Source organism: Streptomyces sp. NPDC028907 (assembly GCF_055564995.1).
Genome location: NZ_JBVHVE010000009.1, coordinates 225,910 through 249,480 on the forward strand (window position 1 = coordinate 225,910; position 23,571 = coordinate 249,480).

The 23,571-nt window shown below is 71.0% G+C and carries 19 protein-coding genes; 10 read left to right on the top strand and 9 right to left on the bottom strand.

What is annotated here, in order from left to right:
* Positions 1-21: 21 nt before the first annotated feature.
* Positions 22-993, top strand: coding sequence for a cation diffusion facilitator family transporter (locus tag ACZ4UU_RS27575; protein ID WP_471906048.1), 972 nt, complete (start codon positions 22-24; stop codon positions 991-993).
* Positions 994-1,070: 77 nt separating this feature from the next.
* On the opposite strand, the gene ACZ4UU_RS27580 is transcribed toward ACZ4UU_RS27575, so the two are convergent.
* Both ACZ4UU_RS27580 and ACZ4UU_RS27585 read right to left on the bottom strand, forming a co-directional pair.
* Positions 1,071-1,520, bottom strand: a complete 450-nt coding sequence (locus ACZ4UU_RS27580) for a nitroreductase family deazaflavin-dependent oxidoreductase (protein WP_471906049.1) — start codon at positions 1,518-1,520, stop codon at positions 1,071-1,073.
* Positions 1,521-1,600: 80 nt separating this feature from the next.
* The gene (locus ACZ4UU_RS27585) at positions 1,601-2,227 is read right to left on the bottom strand and encodes a LysE family transporter (RefSeq protein WP_471906050.1); all 627 of its coding nucleotides are present in this window, start codon (positions 2,225-2,227) and stop codon (positions 1,601-1,603) included.
* A 329-nt stretch (positions 2,228-2,556) separates the two neighbouring features.
* Between ACZ4UU_RS27585 and ACZ4UU_RS27590 the strand changes: the two genes are divergently transcribed.
* Positions 2,557-3,765 (top strand): cytochrome P450, encoded by a 1,209-nt coding sequence (locus tag ACZ4UU_RS27590; protein WP_471906051.1) that lies wholly within the window; start codon positions 2,557-2,559, stop codon positions 3,763-3,765.
* Between the two features lie 12 nt (positions 3,766-3,777).
* Entirely contained in the window at positions 3,778-4,008 is a 231-nt protein-coding gene (locus ACZ4UU_RS27595) for a ferredoxin (RefSeq protein WP_471906052.1), read from the top strand.
* 76 nt (positions 4,009-4,084) lie between these two features.
* Here the strand turns inward: ACZ4UU_RS27595 and ACZ4UU_RS27600 are convergent, their stop codons facing one another.
* Positions 4,085-4,636 carry a TetR/AcrR family transcriptional regulator gene (locus ACZ4UU_RS27600; protein WP_471906053.1) on the bottom strand — a complete coding sequence of 184 codons (552 nt, stop codon included), beginning with the start codon at positions 4,634-4,636 and terminating at the stop codon, positions 4,085-4,087.
* Between the two features lie 109 nt (positions 4,637-4,745).
* Here ACZ4UU_RS27600 and ACZ4UU_RS27605 point away from each other — a divergent pair, with 109 nt between their 5' ends.
* From ACZ4UU_RS27605 to ACZ4UU_RS27615, 3 genes are all read left to right on the top strand, one after another.
* Positions 4,746-5,204 (top strand): nuclear transport factor 2 family protein, encoded by a 459-nt coding sequence (locus ACZ4UU_RS27605; RefSeq protein ID WP_471906054.1) that lies wholly within the window; start codon positions 4,746-4,748, stop codon positions 5,202-5,204.
* Positions 5,205-5,226: 22 nt separating this feature from the next.
* Complete coding sequence (locus ACZ4UU_RS27610) at positions 5,227-5,772, top strand: flavoprotein (RefSeq protein WP_471906055.1); 546 nt, start codon at positions 5,227-5,229, stop codon at positions 5,770-5,772.
* Positions 5,773-5,845: 73 nt separating this feature from the next.
* The gene (locus ACZ4UU_RS27615) at positions 5,846-6,814 is read left to right on the top strand and encodes an aldo/keto reductase (RefSeq protein WP_471906056.1); all 969 of its coding nucleotides are present in this window, start codon (positions 5,846-5,848) and stop codon (positions 6,812-6,814) included.
* A gap of 17 nt (positions 6,815-6,831) precedes the next feature.
* Here the strand turns inward: ACZ4UU_RS27615 and ACZ4UU_RS27620 are convergent, their stop codons facing one another.
* A complete protein-coding gene (locus tag ACZ4UU_RS27620; protein ID WP_471906179.1) occupies positions 6,832-7,638 on the bottom strand; it encodes a phytanoyl-CoA dioxygenase family protein in 807 nt (268 codons plus the stop codon).
* Between the two features lie 90 nt (positions 7,639-7,728).
* Here ACZ4UU_RS27620 and ACZ4UU_RS27625 point away from each other — a divergent pair, with 90 nt between their 5' ends.
* Together ACZ4UU_RS27625 and ACZ4UU_RS27630 are read left to right on the top strand one after the other, a co-directional pair.
* On the top strand, positions 7,729-8,661 hold the full coding sequence (locus ACZ4UU_RS27625) for a helix-turn-helix domain-containing protein (RefSeq protein ID WP_471906057.1): 933 nt from the start codon (positions 7,729-7,731) through the stop codon (positions 8,659-8,661).
* A gap of 343 nt (positions 8,662-9,004) precedes the next feature.
* A complete protein-coding gene (locus tag ACZ4UU_RS27630; RefSeq protein ID WP_471906058.1) occupies positions 9,005-11,146 on the top strand; it encodes a ricin-type beta-trefoil lectin domain protein in 2,142 nt (713 codons plus the stop codon).
* Between the two features lie 8 nt (positions 11,147-11,154).
* Here ACZ4UU_RS27630 and ACZ4UU_RS27635 read toward each other — a convergent pair whose 3' ends face one another.
* Together ACZ4UU_RS27635 and ACZ4UU_RS27640 are read right to left on the bottom strand one after the other, a co-directional pair.
* On the bottom strand, positions 11,155-11,826 hold the full coding sequence (locus ACZ4UU_RS27635; protein ID WP_471906059.1) for a DUF4232 domain-containing protein: 672 nt from the start codon (positions 11,824-11,826) through the stop codon (positions 11,155-11,157).
* Between the two features lie 47 nt (positions 11,827-11,873).
* Positions 11,874-14,252, bottom strand: a complete 2,379-nt coding sequence (locus ACZ4UU_RS27640; protein WP_471906060.1) for a SpoIIE family protein phosphatase — start codon at positions 14,250-14,252, stop codon at positions 11,874-11,876.
* Positions 14,253-14,440: 188 nt separating this feature from the next.
* Here ACZ4UU_RS27640 and ACZ4UU_RS27645 point away from each other — a divergent pair, with 188 nt between their 5' ends.
* Together ACZ4UU_RS27645 and ACZ4UU_RS27650 are read left to right on the top strand one after the other, a co-directional pair.
* Positions 14,441-17,548: a glycoside hydrolase family 2 TIM barrel-domain containing protein gene (locus ACZ4UU_RS27645; RefSeq protein ID WP_471906061.1), complete on the top strand. Its 3,108-nt coding sequence runs from the start codon at positions 14,441-14,443 to the stop codon at positions 17,546-17,548.
* A 219-nt stretch (positions 17,549-17,767) separates the two neighbouring features.
* Complete coding sequence (locus ACZ4UU_RS27650; RefSeq protein WP_471906062.1) at positions 17,768-20,011, top strand: glycoside hydrolase family 9 protein; 2,244 nt, start codon at positions 17,768-17,770, stop codon at positions 20,009-20,011.
* 51 nt (positions 20,012-20,062) lie between these two features.
* On the opposite strand, the gene ACZ4UU_RS27655 is transcribed toward ACZ4UU_RS27650, so the two are convergent.
* The 3 genes from ACZ4UU_RS27655 to sigJ form a co-directional block, all read right to left on the bottom strand.
* Positions 20,063-20,842, bottom strand: coding sequence for an acyl carrier protein (locus tag ACZ4UU_RS27655; RefSeq protein WP_471906063.1), 780 nt, complete (start codon positions 20,840-20,842; stop codon positions 20,063-20,065).
* 154 nt (positions 20,843-20,996) lie between these two features.
* Positions 20,997-22,478, bottom strand: a complete 1,482-nt coding sequence (gene qcrB, locus ACZ4UU_RS27660; protein WP_471906064.1) for a cytochrome bc1 complex cytochrome b subunit — start codon at positions 22,476-22,478, stop codon at positions 20,997-20,999.
* Positions 22,475-23,404 (bottom strand): RNA polymerase sigma factor SigJ, encoded by a 930-nt coding sequence (sigJ, locus tag ACZ4UU_RS27665; protein WP_471906065.1) that lies wholly within the window; start codon positions 23,402-23,404, stop codon positions 22,475-22,477. The genes qcrB and sigJ overlap by 4 nt, the downstream gene beginning before the upstream one ends.
* Positions 23,405-23,571: the final 167 nt, after the last annotated feature.

Below are 23,571 nucleotides of genomic sequence, written 5' to 3' on the forward strand. Positions count from 1 at the left end.
GACCGGGGCAGTCGGTGGAAAATGAGCAGTACGCCCAACACGCCGAAGGCGGACCGCAGGACCCGGATCACCGTCCTGGTGGCTCTCGCGGCCAATCTCGTCATCGCCGTCGCCAAGGCCGTCGGCGGAGTCCTCGCCCAGTCGCCGGCGCTGCTGTCGGAGGCCGCGCACTCCGTGGCGGACAGCATGAACGAGATCTTCCTGCTGGCCGCACTGCGCCGCAGCCGACGCCCCGCCGACGCCCGCCATCCCTTCGGCTACGGCAAGGAACGCTTCTTCTGGTCGTTGCTCGCGGCCGTCGGGATCTTCGTGATGGGCGGGTGCTTCTCCTTCTTCCAGGGCGTCGAGGCGCTGCGCGGGGGCTCCGAGGAGAAGTTCGGCGGCTATGTGGCGGGCATGATCGTGCTCGGCGTCGCCTTCGTCGCCGAAGGGCTGTCGCTGGTGCGGGCGCTGTACCAGGTACGCCGGCAGGGCGGCGTCGCGAACGGGCTGCGCGATCCGGCCCTGCGCACGGTCGTCGCCGAGGACGCCACGGCGGTGCTCGGTGTGACCCTCGCCCTCGCGGGCATGGCACTGCACATGGTCACCGGGCAGGTCGTCTGGGAGGCCTCGGCGTCGCTCGCGATCGGCGCGCTCCTCGTCTGCGTCGCCTACCGGCTGGGACGCGACGCCCGCGACCAGCTGATCGGGGAGGCCGCCGACCCCGAGGCGGCCGGCCGGATCCGCGCGCTGCTGCAGGCCCAACCCGAGATCGACAGTGTGGAAGCCCTGTTCACGATGAAGACCGGCCTCGAAACGGCCCTGGTGGCGGCCCGGGTCGATCTGGCGCCCGGCCTCGACAGCGAGGACGTGGAGGAGGTCGCCGTCCGCATCAAGCGGTCCATCTCCCAGACCGTGGCGGAGGCCGACCAGATCTTCCTCGACGTGACCGAACGCTCCGCGCGCGAGGCACAGGGAAGCCCCGCCGCGACGGGGGAACGCGGCGGGGCCTGACGCACGTGTGCCCGGCGAAGGGGGGTTCATGCGTCCGTGTGGAGAAAAGTTTTCCTCAGGTCCGTCCAGTCGTCGTCTCAGCCCTCGTCGAACGGCTCCAGCACGAAGACGGGGATCACCCGGTCCGTCTTCTTCTGGTAGTCGGCGTACGGCGGATACGCCGCCACGGCCCGCTCCCACCACTCGTCCTTCTCCGCACCGGTGATCTCGCGGGCCCTCATGTCCCGCTTGACCGGTCCGTCCTGGAGCTCCACATGGGGATCGCCCTTGAGGTTGTGGTACCAGACCGGGTGCTTGGGCGCCCCGCCCAGCGAGGCCACCACCGCATAACGCCCCTCGTGCTCCACGCGCATCAGCGGAGTCTTACGGATCCTGCCGCTCCTGACACCTCGGGTCGTGAGCACGATCACCGGCCTTCCCGTGTTCAGGAGGGTCGTCCCCCGGGTGCCGCCGGAGCTTTCGTACAACTCCACCTGGTCGCGGACCCACTTGGTCGGGCTGGGCTCGTACTCACCGTCGAGAGGCATGGTTCGGTCCCGTCGTCGTGTCCTGAAGCCGGCTGGCTCCACCCTTCAACAAGGGCACAGCCGGAAATCATCCTGCCGCACTACGCCACCGTCCCCACGGCCAGCGCCAGGATCACGCCGCTCGACACCAGCGCCGTCACCAACCGCCCCCGACGCCCCGTCAGCATCCGCCCCAACAGCGCCCCGCCCCCGGCGAGAAGCACCTGCCAGCTCGCCGACGCGACGAACGCGGCCAGGACGAAGACGCCCTGCTCAAGGGGTGCCGCCGCGTCCGTCGTGCGCGTGCCGAGGACGAGGGCCGCGAAGTAGACCACGGTGGTCGGATTCAGCAACGTGATGCCGAGCAGCGCCAGATAGGCGCGCGCCGGGGTCGGGGGAGAGGGGGGAGCGGAACGGGCGTCCAGGGGTCGGTCGCGGTGGTGGCGTACGGCGATGACGGCGCCCCGTACCGCGAGGGCCGCCAGCACCAGGGCGGAGGCCCAGCGCAGCGGGACCTGCATCGGGCGCAACGCGCCGGCCAGCGCGGACCCGCCGAGGGTGGCCCCGAGGGCGTAGAGCCCGTCGGCCGTCGCGACGCCCAGCGCGGCGCAGACCCCGGTCCGCAGCGAGGTACGGGCGGTGAGGGAGACGAGGTAGGTCGCGACCGCGCCGACCGGGACGGCGATGCCGTAGCCCGCGATCAGCCCCGCGACGAGCGCGGCGGTCACGACGTGGGAAGCGTCGGCCTCCATGGACGGCCGGACTGCTGCTGGAGCGCCACCGGACGGACGGCGGCGGTCAGCGGCAGGAAGGCACGGGTCGTAGGCATGGCCGGATTCTGTGGTCGGCGGTCACCTGCCGACAAATGATTTTCCGGCGGTCGGCCCGGCGAGAGCGGGCGCGAGGGGGCGAACGCCCCCGTGACCGAAGCTCTGTGCGACGATCCCCGGCCAGATTGCCCGGCCGGCTGATCTGGCCGAACTTGGCGTCGCCCGCTAGGTGCCTGAGGCATCTAATGAAGATCGGCACGACGCACTCTTCGTCTGCGAGGTCTTCCATGACGGACATGACGGAACCGCACACCGTCACCTTCCCCCAGAGCCGGACCTGCCCCTACCACCCGCCCACGGCATACGACCCCCTGCGCGAGACCCGCCCCCTGGCCCGGATCAGCCTCTACGACGGCCGTCCGGTCTGGCTGGTCACCGGGCACGCGCTCGCCCGCACTCTGCTGGCCGACCCTCGGCTGTCCTCCGACCGCACCCGGTCCGACTTCCCCGCGCCCACCGAACGGTTCGCGGGACTCCGCAACCGCAAGGGCGCGCTGCTGGGCGTCGACGACCCCGAACACCGGGTCCAGCGGCGGATGATGGTCCCGAGCTTCACGCTGCGGCGCGCCGCCGAGCTGCGCCCCGAGATCCAGCGGATCGTGGACGAACGGCTGGACGCGATGATCGCCCGGGGTGCGCCCGCGGAGCTGGTGAGCGCCTTCGCCCTGCCCGTGCCCTCCATGGTCATCTGTGCCCTGCTGGGCGTCCCCTACGACGACCACGACTTCTTCGAGGAACAGTCGCGACGCCTGCTGCGCGGCCCCACCGCCGCCGACACGATGGCCGCCCGCGACCGGCTGGAGGCGTACTTCGCGGAGCTGATCGACCGGAAACGGAAGCAGCCGGAGCCCGGCGACGGCGTCCTCGACGAACTCGTCCACCAGCAACTGCGCGTGGGCGAGCTGGACCAGGAGGAGGTCATCGCCCTCGCGACCATCCTGCTGGTCGCCGGCCACGAGACCACCGCCAACATGATCTCCCTCGGCACCTTCACCCTTCTCCAGCACCCCGACCGGCTGGCCGAGTTGAGGGCCGACCCGACGTTGCTGCCCGCCGCGGTCGAGGAGCTGATGCGGATGCTGTCGATCGCCGACGGCATGCTGCGCGTCGCCGTCGAGGACATCGAGACGGACGGCGGGACGATCCGGGCGGGCGAGGGCGTGGTCTTCTCGACCTCGGTCATCAACCGCGACGAGTCCGTCTACCCCGACCCCGACACCCTCGACTGGCACCGCTCGGCCCGCCACCACGTCGGCTTCGGCTTCGGCATCCACCAATGCCTCGGCCAGAACCTGGCCCGCGCCGAGATGGAGATCGCCCTGCGCACCCTCTTCGACCGCCTGCCGACGCTGCGCCTTGCCGTCCCTGCGGAGGAAATCCCGTTCAAACCCGGCGACACGATCCAGGGGATGCTGGAACTCCCCGTGACCTGGTAAGAGGCTCCGGTCATGCACAACGAAACGCACGAATCAGACAACCTGCACATCGACATCGACCACGCCCTCTGCATCGGCGCCGGCCAGTGCGCCCTCGCCGCGCCCTCCGTCTTCACCCAGGACGACGACGGCTTCAGCGCCCTGCTCCCCGGCCGCGAGAACGGCGGCGGCGACCCCATGGTCCGCGAGGCCGCCCGGGCGTGCCCGGTCAGTGCCATCACCGTGTCGGAAACGGGGAGTTGACGCCAGGCACGAACGCCATCCGGCGCCCATAGCGGCGGGCGGGCCCGGCGGCCGGTGCCGGGGCCGCCCGCCGACCTCAGCGCGCCGCCATCAGCGACCGCGCCGCCTCCCGCGCCTCCGCCGCCGGTCGCGTACCGCCCACTATCCCCGCCGTCACCATCGCGCCCTCGGCCAGCAGATACAGCGGACCCGTCAGCGCGTCGGGCAGCCCTGCCGCCGTCACCAGCGAGGCGAGGTAGTCGCGGAACGCCTGCTTGTGGGAGCGGACCTGGTCGGCCACCCGCTCCGACCGGGCGCCCAGCTCGCCGTACGAGTTGATCCAGGCGCACCCGCGGAAGCCGTCCTCGCCGAACCACTCCTCCAGCCAGTCGTAGACGGCGAGGATCCGCCGCCCGGGGTCCGCGTGCCGCTCCACGTGAGCGGCGAGCTGTCCGCGCCAGCGCACGTCGCGCCGCTCCAGATACGCCTCGACCAACTGCTCCTTCGCGGGGAAGAGCTGATAGAGCCGCTTGAGCGAAACCCCTGACGTGCCCCGGATGTCGTCCATGCCGACGGACTGGATGCCGCGCCCGTAGAACAACTTCTCCGCGGCGTCCAGCGCCTGCTCCCGGGCGGTTGCGCTGTCCATGTACGACCTCTCCTTGACGCGAGAACGAGCGTTCTCCCACGGTAGCAGCCAGGATGGAGAACGCACGTTCTCCGTCACCGTTACCCCCATTCCGGCTCCGGAGGATGACATGACCGACCGCCCGCCCCTGCCGCCGTTCACCCGTGAGACCGCCGCCCGGAAGGTGCAGGCCGCAGAGGACGCCTGGAACACCCGCGACCCGCACAAGGTGGCGCTCGCCTACTCCGAGGACTCGGTGTGGCGCAACCGCGACACCTTCGTCACCGGCCGCGCCGAGATCGTCGAGTTCCTGACCGCCAAGTGGGAGCGCGAGCTGGACTACGCCCTGCGCAAGGACCTGTGGGCCTTCGACGGCAACCGCATCGCCGTCCGCTTCCAGTACGAGTGCCACGACGCCGACGGTCAGTGGTACCGCTCCTACGGCAACGAACTGTGGGAGTTCGACGAGCACGGCCTGATGACCCGCCGCGAGGCCAGCATCAACGACGTGCCGATCGAGGAGAAGGAGCGCCGTGTCCTCGGGCCGCGCCCGGAGAACGAGCGCGGGTTGTCGTTCCCGCTGCGCTAGACCGTTTGAGTAGGGTTCCCGGATGACCGAACAGGCCGTGACCGAACAGGCCCGGAAACCTTTCCTCTACGTCGTCGTCTGCGCCGCAGGCATCGCCGCGGACGTCAGCAAGCTGATCACCGCCGCACAGGAGCGGGACTGGGAGGTCGGGGTCATCGCGACCCCGGTCGCCATGAACGGCTTCTTCGACACCGCCGCCGTCGAGGCCCTCACCGGCCGCCCGATCCGCTCCGCCTGGCGTGCGCCCGCCGACCCGCGCCCCTTCCCGCCGCCGGACGCCGTCGTCGCGGCGCCGGCCACCTTCAACACGGTCAACAAGTGGGCCGCCGGCATCGCCGACACCCTCGCCCTGGGCACCCTGTGCGAGGCGTACGGCCTCGGCGTCCCCATCGCCGTCCTGCCCTGCGTGGCCGACGCGCTGGCCGCCCATCCCGCCTACCAGGACAGCCTGATACGGCTGCGGGGCATGGGCGTGCGCTTCGGGGAGCCGTACACCGGCGAGGTGGCGGAGGGCGGCGGACGGCCGGACTTCGGCTGGGAGCGCGCCCTGGACCTGCTGGAGCGATGACCGGACCGGGCGCCCCCGCACCCGACGGCATACGCTCCCCTGGTACCCCACTCCGAAGGCAGGAGCAGTAACGATGCAGTACGTGAAGCTCGGTTCGACGGGCCTGGACGTGTCGCGGATCTGTCTGGGTTGCATGACCTACGGCCTCCCCGACCGCGGCACGCACGAGTGGACCCTCGACGAGGAGGCCTCACGACCGCTGATCCGGCAGGCGCTGGACGCCGGGATCAACTTCTTCGACACCGCCAACGTCTACTCCGACGGCACCAGCGAGGAGATCGTCGGCAAGGCGCTGCGCGACTTCGCCCGCCGCGACGACATCGTCCTCGCGACCAAGCTGAACGGCCGCATGCGGCCCGGCCCCAATGGCGCCGGCCTCTCCCGCAAGGCCGTCATGACGGAGATCGACCACAGCCTCACCCGCCTCGGCACCGACTACGTCGACCTCTACCAGATCCACCGCTTCGACCCGCACACCCCGGTCGAGGAGACGATGGAGGCGCTGCACGACCTGGTCAAGGCGGGCAAGGTGCGCTACATCGGGGCGAGTTCGATGTACGCCTGGCAGTTCTCCAAGATGCAGTACACGGCCGAGCGGCACGGCTGGACCAAGTTCGTCTCGATGCAGAACCACTACAACCTCCTCTACCGCGAGGAGGAGCGCGAGATGCTCCCGCTCTGCGCGGACCAGGGTGTCGGCGTCCTGCCCTGGAGCCCGCTGGCCCGCGGTCGCCTCACCCGGGACTGGGGCACGGTCACCGACCGCAGCGCCACCGACAACTTCGGCAGCGGCCTCTACGCCGACAGCGACCGCGTCGTGGTCGAGGCGGTCACCCGCGTCGCCGACGACCGCGGCGTCCCCCGCGCCCAGATCGCCCTCGCCTGGCTACTGCACCAGGACACGGTCGCGGCCCCGATCATCGGCGCTGCCAAGCCGCACCACATCGAGGACGCGGCGGCGGCGGTCGAACTGAAGCTCAGCGACAAGGAGTTGGCAGAACTCCAGCAGCCGTACACCCCGCATCCGATCATCGGTCACTGATCGGCTTCGCCGAGCGCTCAGTGCGGCCCGTGCGGTGCGAACTCCGTGCCGCACGGACCCGCGCCCTCGCTCTCCGGCAGGGGGACGCGGTCGCCGCTCATCGACAGCGTGCGGTAGTACTCGCCGATCCGCTCGGCCGAGCACCCCACGTAGTGCCCGATGAACGACCGCCGAAAACGATCCCGCGTACGGTTGGGCTGCGAGCCGTGCACCAGGCTGCCGTTGAAGAACAGGACGTCCCCCGGTTCCATGTCGACGGGTACGGCCAACAGGCCGGGCGGCGGCGGGACGTACTCCCGGGCGAAGGACACCTCGGCGTCCGCCGTCTCCGGGCAGAACAGGTCCATCTCGTGAGTGCCGGGGACGACTTCGAGCCCCCCGTTGTCCCGGTCGATCACATCGCAGGCCACCCACGCCGCCACACACGTACCCGGCTCGACCCGCAGATAGAAGTTGTCCTGGTGCAGCGCCTGCCCCCGAGCCCCCGGCGGCTTGAAGTAGAACATGCTCTGCGCGGCCAGCACCTCCTCCCCGAGCAGCACCTCCAGCACGCCACGCAGCCGCGCGTCCAGCAGCACCCGCAGCGCCAGTTCGTCGATCTCGTGCGGCTGCATCACCCTGGGGTACGCGTGCAGCGGGTCGCCGTCCGACGGGCGCGGCTCGAAGTGCCCGGGTACGGGCCCGGCCGCGTGCAGCGCCGCGAACCGGTCGCACAACCGGTCGATCTCGTCGTGCCCGAACAGCCCGCGTACGACCGTGAAGCCCTCCTCCTGGAACTGGCGCAGCCCGCGCTCGGGCAGGATGGGTGCGGCGGCGTTCCGCATGTCCGTGGCTGTCGTGTCGGCTGTCATGTGTCCGCTCCTCGGTCGGGTGTCCTCGCCCGACCACGCTAGGCCGACGCACGTCCCAGGAGGATGACTGTGAGCGCTGACGGATTGCCCGAGGCTGCTGCGCCCGGCGTTCCCGCCCCGCCGCCCGGACTGGTGGTCGTCGGGTACTTCGACCAGCCGCCGACGTACGGGATCAACCGGCCGCGCGGCGCGGACAGTTGGCTGTTCACCTGGACGACCGGCGGCCGGGGCCGACTGCGGCACGGGGGCGCCGAGACGCGGGCCGGGGCTGGGGACCTGGTGGTGCTCGCGCCCGGTGTTGCGCACGGCTACGGGGTCGAACCGGGCGCCCGGCACTGGCGGTTCTGGTGGGTGCACTGCCAGGCCCGTCCCTCCTGGCGGTCCTGGCTGCGCCCGTACGACGCCGGTGCGGGGATGTACGTCGTCAGGCCGACGCCGGACACGGTGCGCGGCCGCGTCGAGGCGGCGTTTCGCCGGATGCTCACCGACGCCCGCTGGACCGGCACGGACGCGCCGCCCACGACCGCGCCGGGCGACGCGCCCGGGGACGAATCGGTCGCCGTGGCCCACGGCACCGCCGCCCGTGAACTCGCCCTGTGCTCGCTGGAGGAGGTCGTCCTGCTGACCGCCGGCACCGTGCGGGCCCAGCCGCCCCGGCCCGGCATCGACGCCCGGGTGCGCCGGGCGGAGGCGCTGATCGCGGCCGACCCGGCCGCACCGCACACCGTGCGCTCTCTTGCCGAGCAGGTCGCTCTCTCGCCGTCGCGGTTCGCCCACCTCTTCACCCGCCAGATCGGGCAGTCACCGATGCGCGCGCTGCGCGAGGCCCGGCTGCGGCACGCCGCGCGACTGCTGGAGTCCACCGACCTGTCCGTGGAACGCGTGGCGGCCGCCTCCGGGTTCGCCAGTCCTTTTCACTTCAACCGGGTGTTCCGTGAACGGTACGGGAGGCCGCCGGGGGCGTACCGGGGGAGCGGTCCAATGGTTGGCGCATGACTTGTGAAGGCGAGGTGAAGGTCCGTACGTCCGTATGACCAGGCATGAAAGTCGGAGATCGGCCGTTCAATGGTTTGCGCTCGCGCGCGAAGTCGGCTGAGTGGATACCGTTTCCAATTATCTTGCCGAGGTGCCGCAATCGCCTTGCGGGGTTATTGACCAATCGTCAAACAGTGACGGTCGCATACGCAATGCACAAAAACTGGAATCGCTTGTTCTCTGTCCCTGACCTGTGCAAAGGTGTGCCTCGCTCCCCAGTGCCCAGACTTCACGAGAGTCGCGCCCGGAGCATACTCGTTGGTATGGACCTTCAATGCCGAAAGCCCTCCGGAGGAATGCCGTCGTGCCTGACGCAGGCCTGTCGAATTCGCCTGACGACGACCGACTCTTCGATGTGACGGACGCTCAACTGAGCGCCGAACTGAAGAAGTGGACGGGAGTGTCGCCGGCGCTGCACCCCGTCGGTGAACTCCTCGACCGGCACTGGGAAGCGGGCTTCGCCTACGCACGGCTGTGTACCGCCGACGCCCGATCCGCGGGAATGCTCACCACCGCGGCTTTCACCCGGCTTTTCGGCGAAACACTGCGGCAGACCGGACCGACGGCCGCCTGGCGTCCCCAGCTCCTCGTCACCGTGCGGCGTATCGCCGCGGAATGGGACAACGACCGCAGTCGCGAACTGCTCCACCCCGAGCTGCGGTCCGAGACGGAGGGCGCGGAGCGCGTCGCCGCCCGACTGCTGCCGCCCGCCGACCGACGGCTGCTGTCCGGCGCCTTCCAGCGGCTTCCCCAGGCGGCCCGCTGTCTGCTGTGGCACACCGAGGTCGAGGCCGAACCGCTGGCCGTACCGGCCGGACTCCTCGGCCTCGACGAGGAGTCGGCCCGCATCGAACTGGGCCGGGCCTGCGAGCGGTTGCGCGAGGAGAGTCTCCAGGTCCACGGCGAACTCGCCCCCGAGCACGAGTGCCGGCAGTACCTGCGGATGCTGGACGTCACCTACCGCCGCGGCGGCGTCGACGTCGACCCGGACCTGCGCGAACACCTGAACCGCTGCGGGCACTGCGCCGACACCGCCGCCCAGCTCCTCTTCTTCAACGAAGGGCTCGGCGTCGCACTGGCCGAGGCCGTGCTCGGCTGGGGCGCGAGACCCTACCTGGAGGCGAGAGCACGTCAGGCCGAGGAGCCTGCCGAGGCGAGGACCGAAGCGGCCGCGGCGCCGGTGGCGACAGCGCCGATCGTGGGGGAGTCGTTCTTCGCCGACACCGCCGACACCGCCGACACCGCCGACTTCGTCTACCCGGCAGAGGTCCCCGCTCCGCCCGCGTACGCCCCTGCCCCCGGCGGCGAGGAACTCGCCACCGTCGCAGCGACGGCCGCCCCCGCGGCAGCCCCCTTCGCCCCCACGGGCGAGCCCTTCGCCGCCGCGACCGCGGTGTCCGCCTCCTCGCCGAGCGGTCCCCGGGCCGCACGCCGTTCTGCCCGTCGTAGCCCCCGCCGGAGCGACCCCACCACCGCCCCGCAAGCCGGCGAACCCCGCACCTGCACCGGCCGCGCGGCCCTCAAGGCCGCCCGCCGTGCCGCGCGGCGCCGCAACCTCACCGCGGCCGTGGCGACCGTCAGCGCCCTCGTCGTCCTCCCGCTCGTGCTCTGGTCGGTCGGCGGTTCCGAGGACACGCCCGCTCCGGCCACGAACGACCGCCCCACCGGGACACCCGACTCCGACGCGGGCGCCGCCACCAGCAACCCGTCCTGGGCGGGCGCCGCCGAGGCCGCGAAGGGCGAACTGCGGGGCCGGCTGCACAACATCGGATCCGGGCTCTGCGTCGGCATCGTCGGCGAGAAGGCCGTCAAGGACGCGGAGACCGAACTCACCAAGTGCTCCTCGGCACCCGGCCAGCAGTGGTCGTACGAGACCGACGGACTCGCGCGCAGCGCCGCGAACCCCGATCTCTGCCTCGACTCCCACCTCGGCTACTCGGTCCGGCTGGCCCCCTGCACGAACGCCGCCGACTCCGAGACCAAGAACGTCCGCTACGACTTCACGCTCCAGGGCACCCTGGTGCCCCGCTTCAACCAGGACCTGGCCCTGAGCCCCGCCGCCACGGACGGCTCGGGCGCTCTCGTCCTCAAGAGCCGCGAGGACGACGACAACGCCCAGCACTGGGTGATCGACACCTCGAAGACGGAACCCCAGCTGGAGGTGGTCAACTGGGACACGGAGGCCAAGAAGGCGAAGCCACCGGCCCCGACGCCGACCACCACCCCGGAACCGCCCAAGGCCCCGGCACCCACGCCGACACCGTCCGCGACCCCGTCGACGTCGCAGCCGACGGCCACGAGCCCGACCCCGACCGACGCGTCCTGTTACTACAACCCGTACTCCTGCTCCTGGGGCGGCCAGAACGGCTGGTCCGGTGGAGGGTACGGGTACGGGTACGGAGGCTATGGCGGGGGCTATGGCGGTTACGGCGGCGGTCGCCGCTGACCAGCGGCTCAGCCTCCGGTGCCGGGCTGGACCACGGTCAGCCGGACCGAGGACTCGTTCCCGGCCACCGGCACCTCACCGGCCGTCCACGTCACCTTCAGCGGCTCCCGCTCGTCGGGCGGCGTCACGAGCAGCGCCGCCGGCCGGGCCGTGCGGGCCCCGCTGATCTCGGGACTGGCGAAGGACAGCCCGGCCCAGGCGCTGCGGCCCGGGTTCAGCGTGACGGTCGTCGGTGTGTCGGGGGAGCGCTTCGGGTCGGGGCCGAGCTGCTTGCCGGACGCGTCGACGAAGGCGGCACCCGGGTAGCCGCGGACCGTGCAGGTGCGGTCGGTCTTGTTGGTCAGCACGATCGGGAAGTTGCGCTGCCCGGCCCCCGGGCTCGGGCGTCCGATCGACGCGCGCAACTCGGAGGTGTGACAGCGCGGTGCGGCGCCGCCCGACTGGGTCACCGGGCTCTCGGTTTCGGCGATGCCTGGTCCCGTCGTTCCCGGCCCGTTGGTGGGGCTCCCGGTGTCGGTCGTGGCCGGTCCGGTCGTACGGCTGCTCGGGCCGGCCGGTGTCCGTGCGGCTCCCGTGGAGTCGGCGCCGTCGGCGCACGCGGTAAGCAGGCCCAGCAGCGCGACGGCGGTCACGACGGGAGTCGCCCGGTGTAAGGAGTGGAGTGTCCGTGCACGTCCCATGTCTGTCACGACTCCCCGTTTTCCCGCGGAGTACTCACCGCGCGTACTCACTCCGCGTCGAGGAGCCCGATCTCGGCCCAGATCGTCTTGCCGTCAGCCGTGTGCCGGCTGCCCCAGCGCTGGGTCAGCTGAGCCACCAGCAGCAGCCCGCGGCCGCCCTCGTCGAAGATCTTGGCGCGGCGCAGATGCGGTGCCGTGTGACTGGTGTCGGACACCTCGCAGATCAGCGTCTGCGCGTCGTGGATCAGCCGGAGCCGGATCGGGTGGATGCCGTAGCGGATGGCGTTGGTGACCAGCTCGCTGACCACCAGCTCGGCGGTGAAGGACGCCTCGGTCAGGTTCCACACGCTGAGCTGTTCCAGGACCTGCTTGCGGATGGGCGCCACGAGCGCCGGATCCGCCGGGATGTCCCAGGTGGCGACCCTGGAGGACGGCAGTCCCTGGGTGCGGGCCAGCAGCAGGGCCACGTCGTCCGCGGCGCCGCCCGGCGGGAGAAGGGCGTGCAGCACACGGTCGCAGGTCTCGTCCAACGAGTCGGAGAACGCCGACAGCGCGTCGCACAGCAGCGCGTGGCTGGCGTCGACGTCACGCTCACGCGTCTCGATCAGCCCGTCGGTGTAGAGCGCGAGCACCGTGCCCTCGCGCAGCTCGACCTCGGCCGACTCGAACGGCAGCCCGCCCAGGCCCAGTGGCGGCCCGGCAGGCACCTCGATCTCGCGGGGCGCGCCGCCGGGCGGCACCATGACGGGCGAGGGGTGCCCGGCCCGGGCCATCGTGCAGCGCCGGGAGACCGGGTCGTACACCGCGTAGAGGCAGGTGGCGCCGACCTCGCCGGAGACACCGTCGGTGCCCGCCTCCTCGGACAGCCGGACGACCAGGTCGTCGAGGTGGGTGAGCAGTTCGTCGGGCGCGAGGTCGATGTCGGCCAGGGTGCGCACGGCCGTACGCAGCCGGCCCATCGTGGCCGAGGCCTGGATGCCGTGTCCGACGACGTCCCCGACGACCATCGCCACCCGCAACCCGGACAGCGGGATCACGTCGAACCAGTCACCGCCCACGCCGGAGCGCGCCGCCGGGAGATAGCGCGAGGCCGCTTCGAGGGCGGCGGTGCGCGGCAGCGTACGGGGCAGCAGGCTGCGCTGTAGGGCGAGGGCGGTCTCGCGTTCGCGGGAGTAGCGGCGGGCGTTGTCGATACAGACGGCCGCGCGGGCCGTGATCTCCTCGGCCAGCAGCACGTCGTCGGGTGTGAACGGCTCGGGGTTCTTGAACCGGGTGAGCACGGCGACGCCCAGGGTGGTGCCGCGGGCCTGGATCGGCACCGACATCGTGGTGTGGATGCCGTACTCCCGGATCCGCTCCGCGCGGGCCGGGTCCCAGGAGAGCCACTGCGCGAGGTCGTCGGTCGCGGTCGAGGCGACGAGCGTGTGGCCCGCCAGCAGCGCGTCCGCCTGCGGCGACGGGGTCGGATAGACGTCCACGTGGCCCGGCTTGACCACGGCTTCGGGGCTGCCGGCGTTGACGGACCGGTGGGCGGTCCGGCGCAGGGTGAGCGGGGCCGCCGGCCGGCCGGTGGGCGCCTCGCCGCCGTGTTCCGGCGGGTCCAGCAGATCCACGCTCATGAAGTCGGCGAGTGCGGGGACACAGATGTCCGCCAGCTCCTGGGCGGTCCGCGTGACATCGAGGGTGGTGCCGATCCGGACGCTGGCCTCGTTCACCAGCTGGAGCCGCTCCTGGGCCAGGTACTGCTCGGTGAAGTCGTGCGCGGCGACCGACACTCCGCGCACCCGTCCCCTGCCGTCGGTGATCGGGGCCATCCGGGCCAGCCAGGCGTGCGTTCTGTCCCCGCCGACCGGCACATACGTGCGTACGTCGGTGCCCCGGCCCGTGGTGAGCACGCGCAGGAGCTGCCGCTCGATGTCGTAACTCTGCGCCCGCCCCGTCAGTTCGGGCGCCCGCAGGCCCCGCACATGCTCCTCGGAGAGGTGGAGCACCTCCGCCATGACGCCGTTCATCCTGCGCAGCCGCAGCCGCTCGTCATAGATCGCGATGGCGCACGGTGAGGCGAGGAGCCCGACCTGGTCCAGCGGATCGTCGGGCAGCCGGGGGCCGTCCCCCTCCAGCGGGGTGACCACGAGCCAGCGGTGGGTGCCCTCGCCCTGGGGGCGCAGCCGGTGGGCGAGCAGCCACACGGCGAGTGTGCCGCCGTCGCGGCGGCGCAGCGTGAGGACGCCGTCCCAGCGGTCACCCTCCGGGGCGCCGCGTCCCCGCTCGTCGGCCAGCAGCTCCGCGGCCGGGCGTCCGACGACCTCGGCGGCCCGGTGGCCCAGCAGTCGCTCGGCGCCCGCGCTCCACTCGACGAGCACGCCGCTGTCGTCGATGACCGCCCGGGCCGTCGCGGCCTCGTCGAACGGATACTCCGGGCTCATGCTCGCCACTCCAACGCGCACACTCACGGTGATCAAGCGTGACACTCGCGCTCAAGCCTAGTGCGTCGGGCCGGTCCGTACCGGAACTCCCTGGCACACTCTTGACTCTTCCGCGCACCTCCCCGTCAGAATCTGTTTGTTCGCGATCAGTTGTGAGTACTTCTGGGCCCTGATGAGGGAGAGTCACCATGACAGTCACTCGAAGATCGTTACTGCTCGCCTCCACGACCGCCCCGGCGACCGGAGCGCTGCTGAGCACCCCGCCGGCACGGGCCGCGGAGCTCGCCGGTACGGCCGGTGCCGCGTCCGGCCGCCGCACGGTCCCGCTGCGCGACGGCTGGCGCTTCGCCCTGGTGAACCCCGGCGGCATCACCGACCCCACCGGGGCCTACGCCGACGCCGCCGAGCCCGGCCACGACGACTCCGGCTGGCGCCAGGTCGCGGTGCCGCACGACTGGAGCATCGAGTTCGCCCCGACCACCGAGCACGGCACCACCAGCGGCACCGGCTTCTTCCCCGGCGGCCTCGGCTGGTACCGCCTCGCCTTCACCCTGCCGCCCGGCCTCGCGGGCAAGCGGATATCGGTGGAGTTCGACGGCGTCTACATGGACTCCTACCTCTACTGCAACGGCACGGAGGTCGGCCGCCACCCCTACGGATACACCGGCTTCGCCTTCGACCTCACCGACCTGGTGCACACCGACGGCGCCACCGAGAACGTGCTCGCGGTCAAGGTGCAGAACCGTCTGCCCAGCAGCCGCTGGTACTCGGGCAGCGGCATCTACCGCGAGGCGCGCCTCGTCGTCACCGAACCGGTGCACGTGGAGCGCTGGGGAACGTACGTCACGACGCCGGAGATCACCGAGGAGCGGGGCGTCGTCCGCGTCCGGACCTCGGTCGTGAACGCCTCCGCCGGCGGCACGGACGTCGAGGTCGTCTCGCGGATCGTCGATCCCCACGGCCGCACGGTCGCCCGGACGTCCTCCACGATCCCCGTCACCGACCGCGCTACCGCCACCCACGAGCTCACGGTCCCAAGGCCCGAGCTGTGGGACTTCGAGACCCCGCACCACCGCTACACCCTGTGCACCGACCTGCGCGTCGGCGGCAGGACGACCGACACCTACCGCACGCCCTTCGGCTTGCGCACCTTCCGTTTCGACCCCGACGACGGCTTCCACCTCAACGGCGTCCCCGCCAAGATCAAGGGCGTCGACCTCCACCACGACCTGGGGGCCCTGGGCGCCGCCGTCAGCATCGACGCGATCCGGCGGCAGATGACCATCATGAAGTCGATGGGCGTCAACGCCTTCCGCACCTCCCACAACCCGCCCTCCCCGGAGATGATCCAGGTCTGCGAGGAGATGGGCATCGTCATGCTGGTGGAGGCCTTCGACTGCTGGCGCTCGCCCAAGACGCGCTACGACTACGGCCGCTTCTTCGACGAGTGGGCCGACAAGGACATCACCGAGATGGTGCTGGCCGCCCGCAACTCGCCCGCCGTTCTCGCCTGGTCGATCGGCAACGAGGTCTCCGAGTTCACCTCGGCCTCCGGCCTCGCCATGGCCGACCGGCTCATCGCCGCCCTCAAGGCCGCCGACGACACCCGCCCGGTCGTCATCGGGTCCCACCGCCACCGCAGCGTGCCCGCCCCCGGCTCACCCGGCGACCTGATCCTGGCCAAGCTCGACGGCCTCGGCCTCAACTACAACACCGCCAAGTCGGTGGACGCCCTGCACGCCCGCTACCCCCACCTGTTCCTCTTCGAGTCCGAGTCCTCCTCCGAGACCTCGACCCGCGGCGCCTACCAGGAGCCCGAGCGCCTCAACACCGGCGAGAACCACACCCCGGGCAAGCGCGCGACCTCCTCGTACGACAACAACCTCGCCTCCTGGACGATGAGCGGCGAGTACGGGCACAAGAAGGACCGGGACCGCAAGTGGTTCGCCGGGCAGTTCCTGTGGTCGGGCATCGACTACATCGGCGAGCCCACGCCGTACGACGTCTTCCCGGTCAAGGCGTCCTTCTTCGGCGCCGTCGACACGGCCGGCTTCCCGAAGGACATGTACCACCTGTTCCGGAGCCAGTGGGTCGACGAACCGATGGTCCATCTGCTGCCGATGACCTGGAACCACCAGGAGGGCGACACGGTCGAGGTGTGGGCGTACTCCAACGTCGACACCGTCGAGCTGTTCCTCAACGGCAGGTCCCTGGGCGCCCGCACCTTCGACACCAAGAAGACCGTCGACGGCCGGACCTACCTGGAGACCACCGAGGCGACCGGCGACGACAAGACCTTCACCGACGGCCCCTACCCCGGCAGCTACACCAGCCCGAACGGCAGCGCGGGCAAACTCCACCTCACCTGGAAGGTGCCGTACCGGCCCGGAGAGCTGAAGGCGGTGGCCCGCAGGGGCGGCAAGGCGGTCGCCACCGACGTACTGCGCACGGCCGGCGCACCGAAGTCCGTACGGCTCACCGCCGACCGCAAGTCCCTTGCCGCTGACGGCCGTTCACTGCTCTTCGTGACCGCCGAGGTCGTCGACTCCCGAGGGACGGTCGTGCCCGGTGCCGAGAATCTGATCACCTTCGACGTGACCGGCGGCTCGCTCGCCGGACTCGACAACGGCCGCGAGGAGAGTGCCGAGCGCTATCAGGCGACCACACGGACGGCCTTCCACGGCAAGGCGCTGGCGATCGTACGGTCCGGCACGAAGGCGGGCACCCTGAAGGTGACCGCACGGGCCGAGGGACTGCGGACGGGCAGCGTGACCGTGCGGACGACCCACGCCCGATCCGCCGCGCTCACGCCGGGTCCGCAGTTCGAGCCCGACTACCCAGCGCCCACGAGCTACCCCTGTGCGGACGCCAGTTACTCCGGCCGCCCGGACACCCTCCCCGCCGCCATGCTCGACGGCGACCCGTCCACCGGCTGGTCCAACGGCTTCCTCAAGGCGGCCACGGCCCTGCTGCCGGCCTTCGACGGAGCCCGCCCCGAGGACTGGGTGAGCGTGGACTTCGGCCGGGCGCGGACCTTCGGCCGGGTGGAGGTGTCGTTCACCGTGGACGCGTCCCACACCCTGCCCGCGTCGGTCGCCGCCGAGGTCTGGGACGGCCGACGGTACATGCCGGTCAAGGACGCGTCCGTGGACTGGGCCACCGCCTCGAACGTACCGACCGTCATCACCTTCGACGCGATACGAGGATCCGGTCTGCGTCTGACCCTGGCCAGCTCCCACCCGGGGGAGCCCCGAGGCGCCCTGCGCATCAGCAAGCTGGAGGTACCCGTCACCTGATGGTCGGCCGGTTCGTCCGCGCCCCCAAGGGGCGCGGGGCTGTATCGATTTGCGGCTCCGCCGCGTGGGCGCGACCAGCCACGACGGAGCCGCAGTCGAAAGCAACCCCTCCGCACCGTTGACGGGCTGTCATGTCGCCAACAAGCATGGGCCGCGTCCGCATCTGGGAGCGCTCCCACCCCGAGCGTAACCCGCCCCTCCCTCCCGAGGAGCCCAGACGTGAAACGACGCAGAACCACCCTGCTGACCCTGACGGCCCTGCTGGCCGCAGGCCTCACCGCCCTGCCGACCACCCAGGCCGCCGCCGAAGAGGTCGAGCAGCTCAAGAACGGCACCTTCGACACCACCACCGCCCCATGGTGGACGAGCAGCAACGTCACCGCGGGCCTGTCCGAAGGACAGCTCTGCGCCGACGTGCCCGGCGGCACCGCCGACCCCTGGGACGCCGCGGTCGGCCAGAACGACATCACCCTGGTCAAGGGGGAGTCGTACCGCTTCTCCTTCACCGCGAACGGCTCGCCCGAGGGGCACGTCGTACGCGCGATCGTCGGCCTGTCGGCGGCCCCGTACGACACCTACTTCGAGGTGACGCCGCAGCTGAGCGTCTCCGGGAACTCCTACGCGTACACCTTCACCTCGCCCGTCGACACCCCGCAGGGCCAGGTCGCCTTCCAGCTCGGTGGCAGCGACGACGCGTGGCGCTTCTGCATGGACGACGCCTCGCTGCTGGGCGGTGTCCCGCCCGAGGTGTACGAGCCCGACACCGGCCCGCGGGTCCGTGTGAACCAGGTCGCCTACCTCCCGGCCGGGCCGAAGAACGCCACGCTGGTCACCGACGCCACCGGGAAACTGCCCTGGCGGCTGAAGAACGCGTCCGGGACGGTCGTCGCGCACGGCTGGACCGTGCCGCGCGGCACCGACGCCTCCTCCGCGCAGAACGTCCACTCCATCGACTTCGGCGCCTACCGCAGGCAGGGCGAGGGGCTGACCCTGGTCGCCGACGGGGAGGCGAGCCGGCCCTTCGACATCGGGACGGCCGCCTACGAGAGGCTGCGCCTGGACGCCGTGAAGTACTACTACACGCAGCGCAGCGGCATCGCGATCCGCGACGATCTGCGCCCGGGCTACGCCCGACCTGCCGGGCATGTCGACGTCGCGCCCAACCAGGGCGACGGCGACGTGCCCTGCCAGCCCGGCGTCTGCGACTACACCCTCGATGTGACCGGCGGCTGGTACGACGCGGGCGACCACGGCAAGTACGTCGTCAACGGCGGCATCTCCGTGTGGGAGCTGCTGAGCACGTACGAACGCGAACTGCTCGCCCGCACCGGGGAGCCGAGGAAGCTCGGCGACGGCACGCTCGCCATCCCGGAGAGCGGCAACAACGTGCCGGACATCCTCGACGAGGTCCGCTGGGAGCTGGAGTTCCTGCTGAAGATGCAGGTGCCCGCGGGGCAGCCGCTGGCCGGCATGGCGCATCACAAGATCCACGACGAACAGTGGACGGGCCTGCCGCTGCTGCCGAGCGACGACCCACAGAAGCGGGAGCTGCATCCGACGTCCACCGCGGCGACCCTCAACCTGGCGGCGACGGCCGCGCAGGCGGCCCGCCTGTACAAGCCGTACGACAAGGAGTTCGCGGCGAAGACGCTGCGCGCTGCCCGCACGGCGTGGGCGGCGGCGCTCGCGCACCCCGACCGGTACGCCTCCGAGAGTGACGGCATCGGCGGCGGAGCGTACGCGGACAACAACGTCACCGACGAGTTCTACTGGGCGGCGGCGGAGCTGTATCTCAGTACCGGTGAGAAGGAGTTCGCGGACCACGTCCTCGGCTCGCCGGTCCACACGGCCGACGTGTTCGTCCCCCTCGGCTACGACTGGGCCAGGACCGCGGCAGCGGCTCGTCTCGACCTGGCGACCGTGCCGAGCGGACTGCCCGGCCGGGACAAGGTGCGCCGGTCCGTCATCAAGGGCGCGGACCGCTACCTGGCCACGCTGAAGGCACAGCCGTACGGCATGCCGTACGCCCCCGAGGGCAACCTCTACGACTGGGGCTCCAACCACCAGATCCTGCACAACGCCGTGGTCATCGCCACCGCGTACGACATCTCCGGCGCCTCGAAGTACCGTGACGGGGCGCTCCAGAGCATGGACTACCTCCTCGGGCGCAACGCGCTGAACATCTCGTACGTGACCGGCTACGGCGAGGTCAACTCCCGTAATCAGCACGCCCGTTGGTACGCCCACCAGCTCGATCCGAGCCAGCCGAACCCGCCGGTCGGCACGCTCGCGGGCGGGCCGAACTCGAGCATTCAGGACCCCTACGCACAGAGCAGACTCCAGGGCTGCGTCGGCCAGTTCTGCTACATCGACGACATCCAGTCCTGGTCGACGAACGAGCACACGATCAACTGGAACTCCGCCCTGACCCGGATGGCCTCCTTCGTGGCCGACCAGGGATAGGCGCCGGTGAGCCCGCCGTCGCGGCGTGCGGCGGCGGGCTTCCGGTCGTGGCTACTGCGTGATGTTCCTGACCGGGAGCTCCTTGCTCGCGCCCGCCAGGTAGTAGTCGTCGGGGGCCGAGAAGAGCACGAAGTCGTGGTCGTACGCCCGGACCTTGGTGTGGATGGTGAAGTCGCCGTCGGCGTCCGTGGTGGTCCGCGCGTTGTACTGGCTCTCGAAGTACTGCCGCAGGAACACCCGGGTCCCGGCGACCGGGCCGTGCCCGGCGGGCCAGGTGACCTTGCCGGTGACGGTGAGGCCGGCGCCAGGGTGCACGACGACCCTGCTGACCCGGTAGGACAGGGAGCTCGCGAGGGGCTCGACCTTCACGGCGGTGCCGGCGAACGCCATTTGGCCGTCGCTGGGGTCAGTGTCGTACATGGCGCGGAACAGCACTTCGTGGCGGGGAGTGAGGTAGGGGCTGGGCCGGTCGTCCCAGCGGTCGGCCGGGACGTCGTCCAGCGTGAACCGTCCCTCGGCGTCCGTGCGGACGGTGCCCAGACTCCGGGTCTCCCATTCGGTCGGGTCGATGGGGTCGCCCCACGGGTTCCAGGTGTCGAACAGGACGGACTGTTCGAGCTGGACCGGGGTGTCCGCGGCGGGCGTCCCGTCCGGCCGGGTCAGCGTGCCGGCCAGGTCGACCGCGCGGTGGTCGAAGTCGGTGGTGGCGGTGCTGCTGGTGAGGGTCATGGTGAAGTCGCGGTCCGCCGCGTGGGCGGACGGGGCGACCAGGACGCCGGTGAGCAGGACGAGGGCGGCGGCCGCGGTCGATCCGGCGGCCAGTAGGCGCATGCGCACGTGAACTCCGTTGGTGGTGAGGTCCGTTGTCGTGCCGGAGCGGTGGGTGGGGTGCCGGCATGGGGTGTGACACCCGGGACGTCACCGGGGGTTGTAGGGCGGGGCAGGAATACATGGCCCGGGCACCTGGTGTTGGGTGCCAGGTCGCCTACTCGATGCTTCGTGGCTCGTGCTCCACGAGTCGGCCCGGTCGTTCGTGGGCGGTCAGGGTGTGCAGCGCCGCCCGGTCCAGCGGCTGGTGCACCTCGACGTACTCGCCGTGCGGCAGCCGCTTGATCAGGCCGGTCTCCCGGCCGTGCAACACGCGTTCCCTGTCCTGGAGCTGGAGACCCAGGCAGATGCGGCGGGTGACGACGAACACCAGTACCGGGACGAGCAGGGCCGCGATGCGTATCGTCCATGTCACCGCGTTGATCGACAGATGCAGGCGGGTCGCCACGATGTCGTTGCCGCCGCCCGCCAGCAGGATCAGATAGAGGCTGATCCAGGCCGCTCCGATCCCCGTGCGGACAGGGCGGTTGCGAGGGCGGTCGAGGAGATGGTGCTCGCGCTTGTCGCCCGTGACCCAGGCCTCCAGGAACGGATACACGCCGATGAACACGAGCAGCAGCGGGAAGACCACGACCGGGATCAGCACACCGAGCACGAGGGTGTGGCCCCACAGGGTGATCTCCCAGCCCGGCATGACCCGGACCAGCCCCTCCGCGAAGCCCAGATACCAGTCGGGCTGGGCGCCGGTGGAGACCTGGTCGGCGCGGTAGGGGCCGTAGGACCAGACCGGGTTGATCGAAGCGACCGCCGCCATGAACGTGAGCGCGCCGAAGACCAGGAAGAAGAAGCCGCCCGCCTTCGCCAGGTAGACCGGTATGAACGGGGCGCCGACGACATTGCGTTCGGTGCGGCCGGGCCCCGCGAACTGGGTGTGCTTGTGGTACACGACCAGCAGGACGTGCGCCACGACCAGCGCCGCCATGATGCCGGGGATCACCAGGACGTGCAGGGAGTAGAAGCGGGCAACGATGTCATGGCCGGGGAACTCCCCGCCGAACAGGAACATCGACAGATACGTCCCGACGATCGGCACCGACAGCAGCGCGCCGTTCACGAACCGCAGGCCCGTCCCCGACAGCAGGTCGTCCGGCAGCGAGTAGCCGAAGAGGCCCTCGAACAGGCCGAGGAACAGCAGGGACCAGCCGAACAGCCAGTTGATCTCCCGAGGCTTGCGGAACGAGCCGGTGAAGAAGTGCCGCATCATGTGCGTGAGCATCCCGGCGACGAAGACCAGCGCCGCCCAATGGTGCAGCTGCCGGATCAGCAGCCCGCCGCGCACGTCGAAGCTGATGTCCAGCGTGGAGGCGTACGCCTCGGACATGCGGACTCCGTTGAGCGGCGTGTAACTGCCTTGGTACGTCACCTCGTTCATCGACGGATGGAAGAACAGGGTGAGGTACACACCGGTCAGGACCAGCACGACGAAGCTGTACAGGCAGATCTCGCCGAGCAGGAAGGACCAGTGGTCGGGGAAGACCTTGCGCAGGTACTTCCGGCCGAGGGTGTGGATGCCGAGCCGCCCGTCGAACCAGTCCGCGACCCGCTCGCCTCTCCCGGCCGGCACCTCCCGGGCACTCACGCCGCCCCCCGGGGCACATGCGTCAGCTTGTCGGGGTTGCTCACGACGTAGACACCGCAGACCCGGTCGCCGTCCGGCGTGAGATCCAGGACCAGCACGGCGTACGGCTCCCCGCCCTGGAACAGCACCACCGCGTCGTCGCCGTTCACGCGCCGGTGGCGCAGCTCCAGACGGCCCGCACCACCCTTCTTCCCGTACCCACCGAAGAACCGCAGCGCCTTGTCGCGGCCGTGCACGGGACGCAGCGCGGCCGGCTTGCGTTTGCCGCCGGCGTCCGTCCACACGGTGACGTCCGGCGCGAGGACCTCCATGAGCTCGGCGATGTCGCCGCCCACCGCGGCCCGCACGAACCGTTCGGTAGCCTCCCGGCGCACCCGCGGATGTGCCTCGTACTGCGGCCGCCGCGCGTGCACATGGCCTCGCGCGCGATGCGCCAGCTGCCGTACGGCCGCCGGGTTGCGGTCGATGATCTCCGCGATCTCCGTGTGCGCGTACCCGAACACCTCGTGCAGCACGAACACCGCGCGTTCCAGTGGCGACAGCGACTCCAGCACGACCAGCATCGCCAGCGACACGGACTCGGTGCGCAGGGCCGGGTCCTCGACGCCGTCGCCCTCGTCGACCGCGACCAGCGGCTCGGGCAGCCATGGGCCGACGTACGTCTCCCGGCGACGGCTGATCGCGGCCCTCCGGGTCAGCGCGTGGTTCACGGCGATCCGCACGAGATACGCCCGCGGGTGGTCGACCCCGTCGAGCGGCGCGCCCCCGCCCCGCGCCGTCCAGGACAGCCAGGTCTCCTGGAGGACGTCCTCGGTGTCGGCGACGCTGCCGAGGATGTTGTAGACGACGCCGAACATCAGCTCGCGGTGCTCGACGAAGACGCCGGTCGCGTCGTCGGCGGTGACGGGTGCGGGGGTGTCGGACATGCGGTGGCCTCCCAGTGCGCGCTCACTACTGCGAGGGCCGGCGGAGGCCGGAATGTGACATCCAGGGGTTGAATGTGACCCACGTCTCGGATTTCCGGGTGGGCGACAGCGGGCGGCGCAGGGCGGTCCGTAGCCGCCTGGTACCGGCGTGCATCACACTTGACCTG

Excerpts from the sequence above, each read along its gene's own strand:
- ACZ4UU_RS27575 (WP_471906048.1), top strand. The coding sequence starts at position 22 with ATGAGCAGTACGCCCAACACGCCGAAGGCGGACCGCAGGACCCGGATC.
- ACZ4UU_RS27580 (WP_471906049.1), bottom strand. The coding sequence starts at position 1,520 with ATGCCTCTCGACGGTGAGTACGAGCCCAGCCCGACCAAGTGGGTCCGC.
- ACZ4UU_RS27590 (WP_471906051.1), top strand. The coding sequence starts at position 2,557 with ATGACGGACATGACGGAACCGCACACCGTCACCTTCCCCCAGAGCCGG.
- ACZ4UU_RS27595 (WP_471906052.1), top strand. The coding sequence starts at position 3,778 with ATGCACAACGAAACGCACGAATCAGACAACCTGCACATCGACATCGAC.
- ACZ4UU_RS27600 (WP_471906053.1), bottom strand. The coding sequence starts at position 4,636 with ATGGACAGCGCAACCGCCCGGGAGCAGGCGCTGGACGCCGCGGAGAAG.
- ACZ4UU_RS27605 (WP_471906054.1), top strand. The coding sequence starts at position 4,746 with ATGACCGACCGCCCGCCCCTGCCGCCGTTCACCCGTGAGACCGCCGCC.
- ACZ4UU_RS27610 (WP_471906055.1), top strand. The coding sequence starts at position 5,227 with ATGACCGAACAGGCCGTGACCGAACAGGCCCGGAAACCTTTCCTCTAC.
- ACZ4UU_RS27615 (WP_471906056.1), top strand. The coding sequence starts at position 5,846 with ATGCAGTACGTGAAGCTCGGTTCGACGGGCCTGGACGTGTCGCGGATC.
- ACZ4UU_RS27620 (WP_471906179.1), bottom strand. The coding sequence starts at position 7,638 with ATGCGGAACGCCGCCGCACCCATCCTGCCCGAGCGCGGGCTGCGCCAG.
- ACZ4UU_RS27625 (WP_471906057.1), top strand. The coding sequence starts at position 7,729 with ATGACTGTGAGCGCTGACGGATTGCCCGAGGCTGCTGCGCCCGGCGTT.
- ACZ4UU_RS27635 (WP_471906059.1), bottom strand. The coding sequence starts at position 11,826 with ATGGGACGTGCACGGACACTCCACTCCTTACACCGGGCGACTCCCGTC.
- ACZ4UU_RS27640 (WP_471906060.1), bottom strand. The coding sequence starts at position 14,252 with ATGAGCCCGGAGTATCCGTTCGACGAGGCCGCGACGGCCCGGGCGGTC.
- ACZ4UU_RS27645 (WP_471906061.1), top strand. The coding sequence starts at position 14,441 with ATGACAGTCACTCGAAGATCGTTACTGCTCGCCTCCACGACCGCCCCG.
- ACZ4UU_RS27655 (WP_471906063.1), bottom strand. The coding sequence starts at position 20,842 with ATGCGCCTACTGGCCGCCGGATCGACCGCGGCCGCCGCCCTCGTCCTG.
- sigJ (WP_471906065.1), bottom strand. The coding sequence starts at position 23,404 with ATGTCCGACACCCCCGCACCCGTCACCGCCGACGACGCGACCGGCGTC.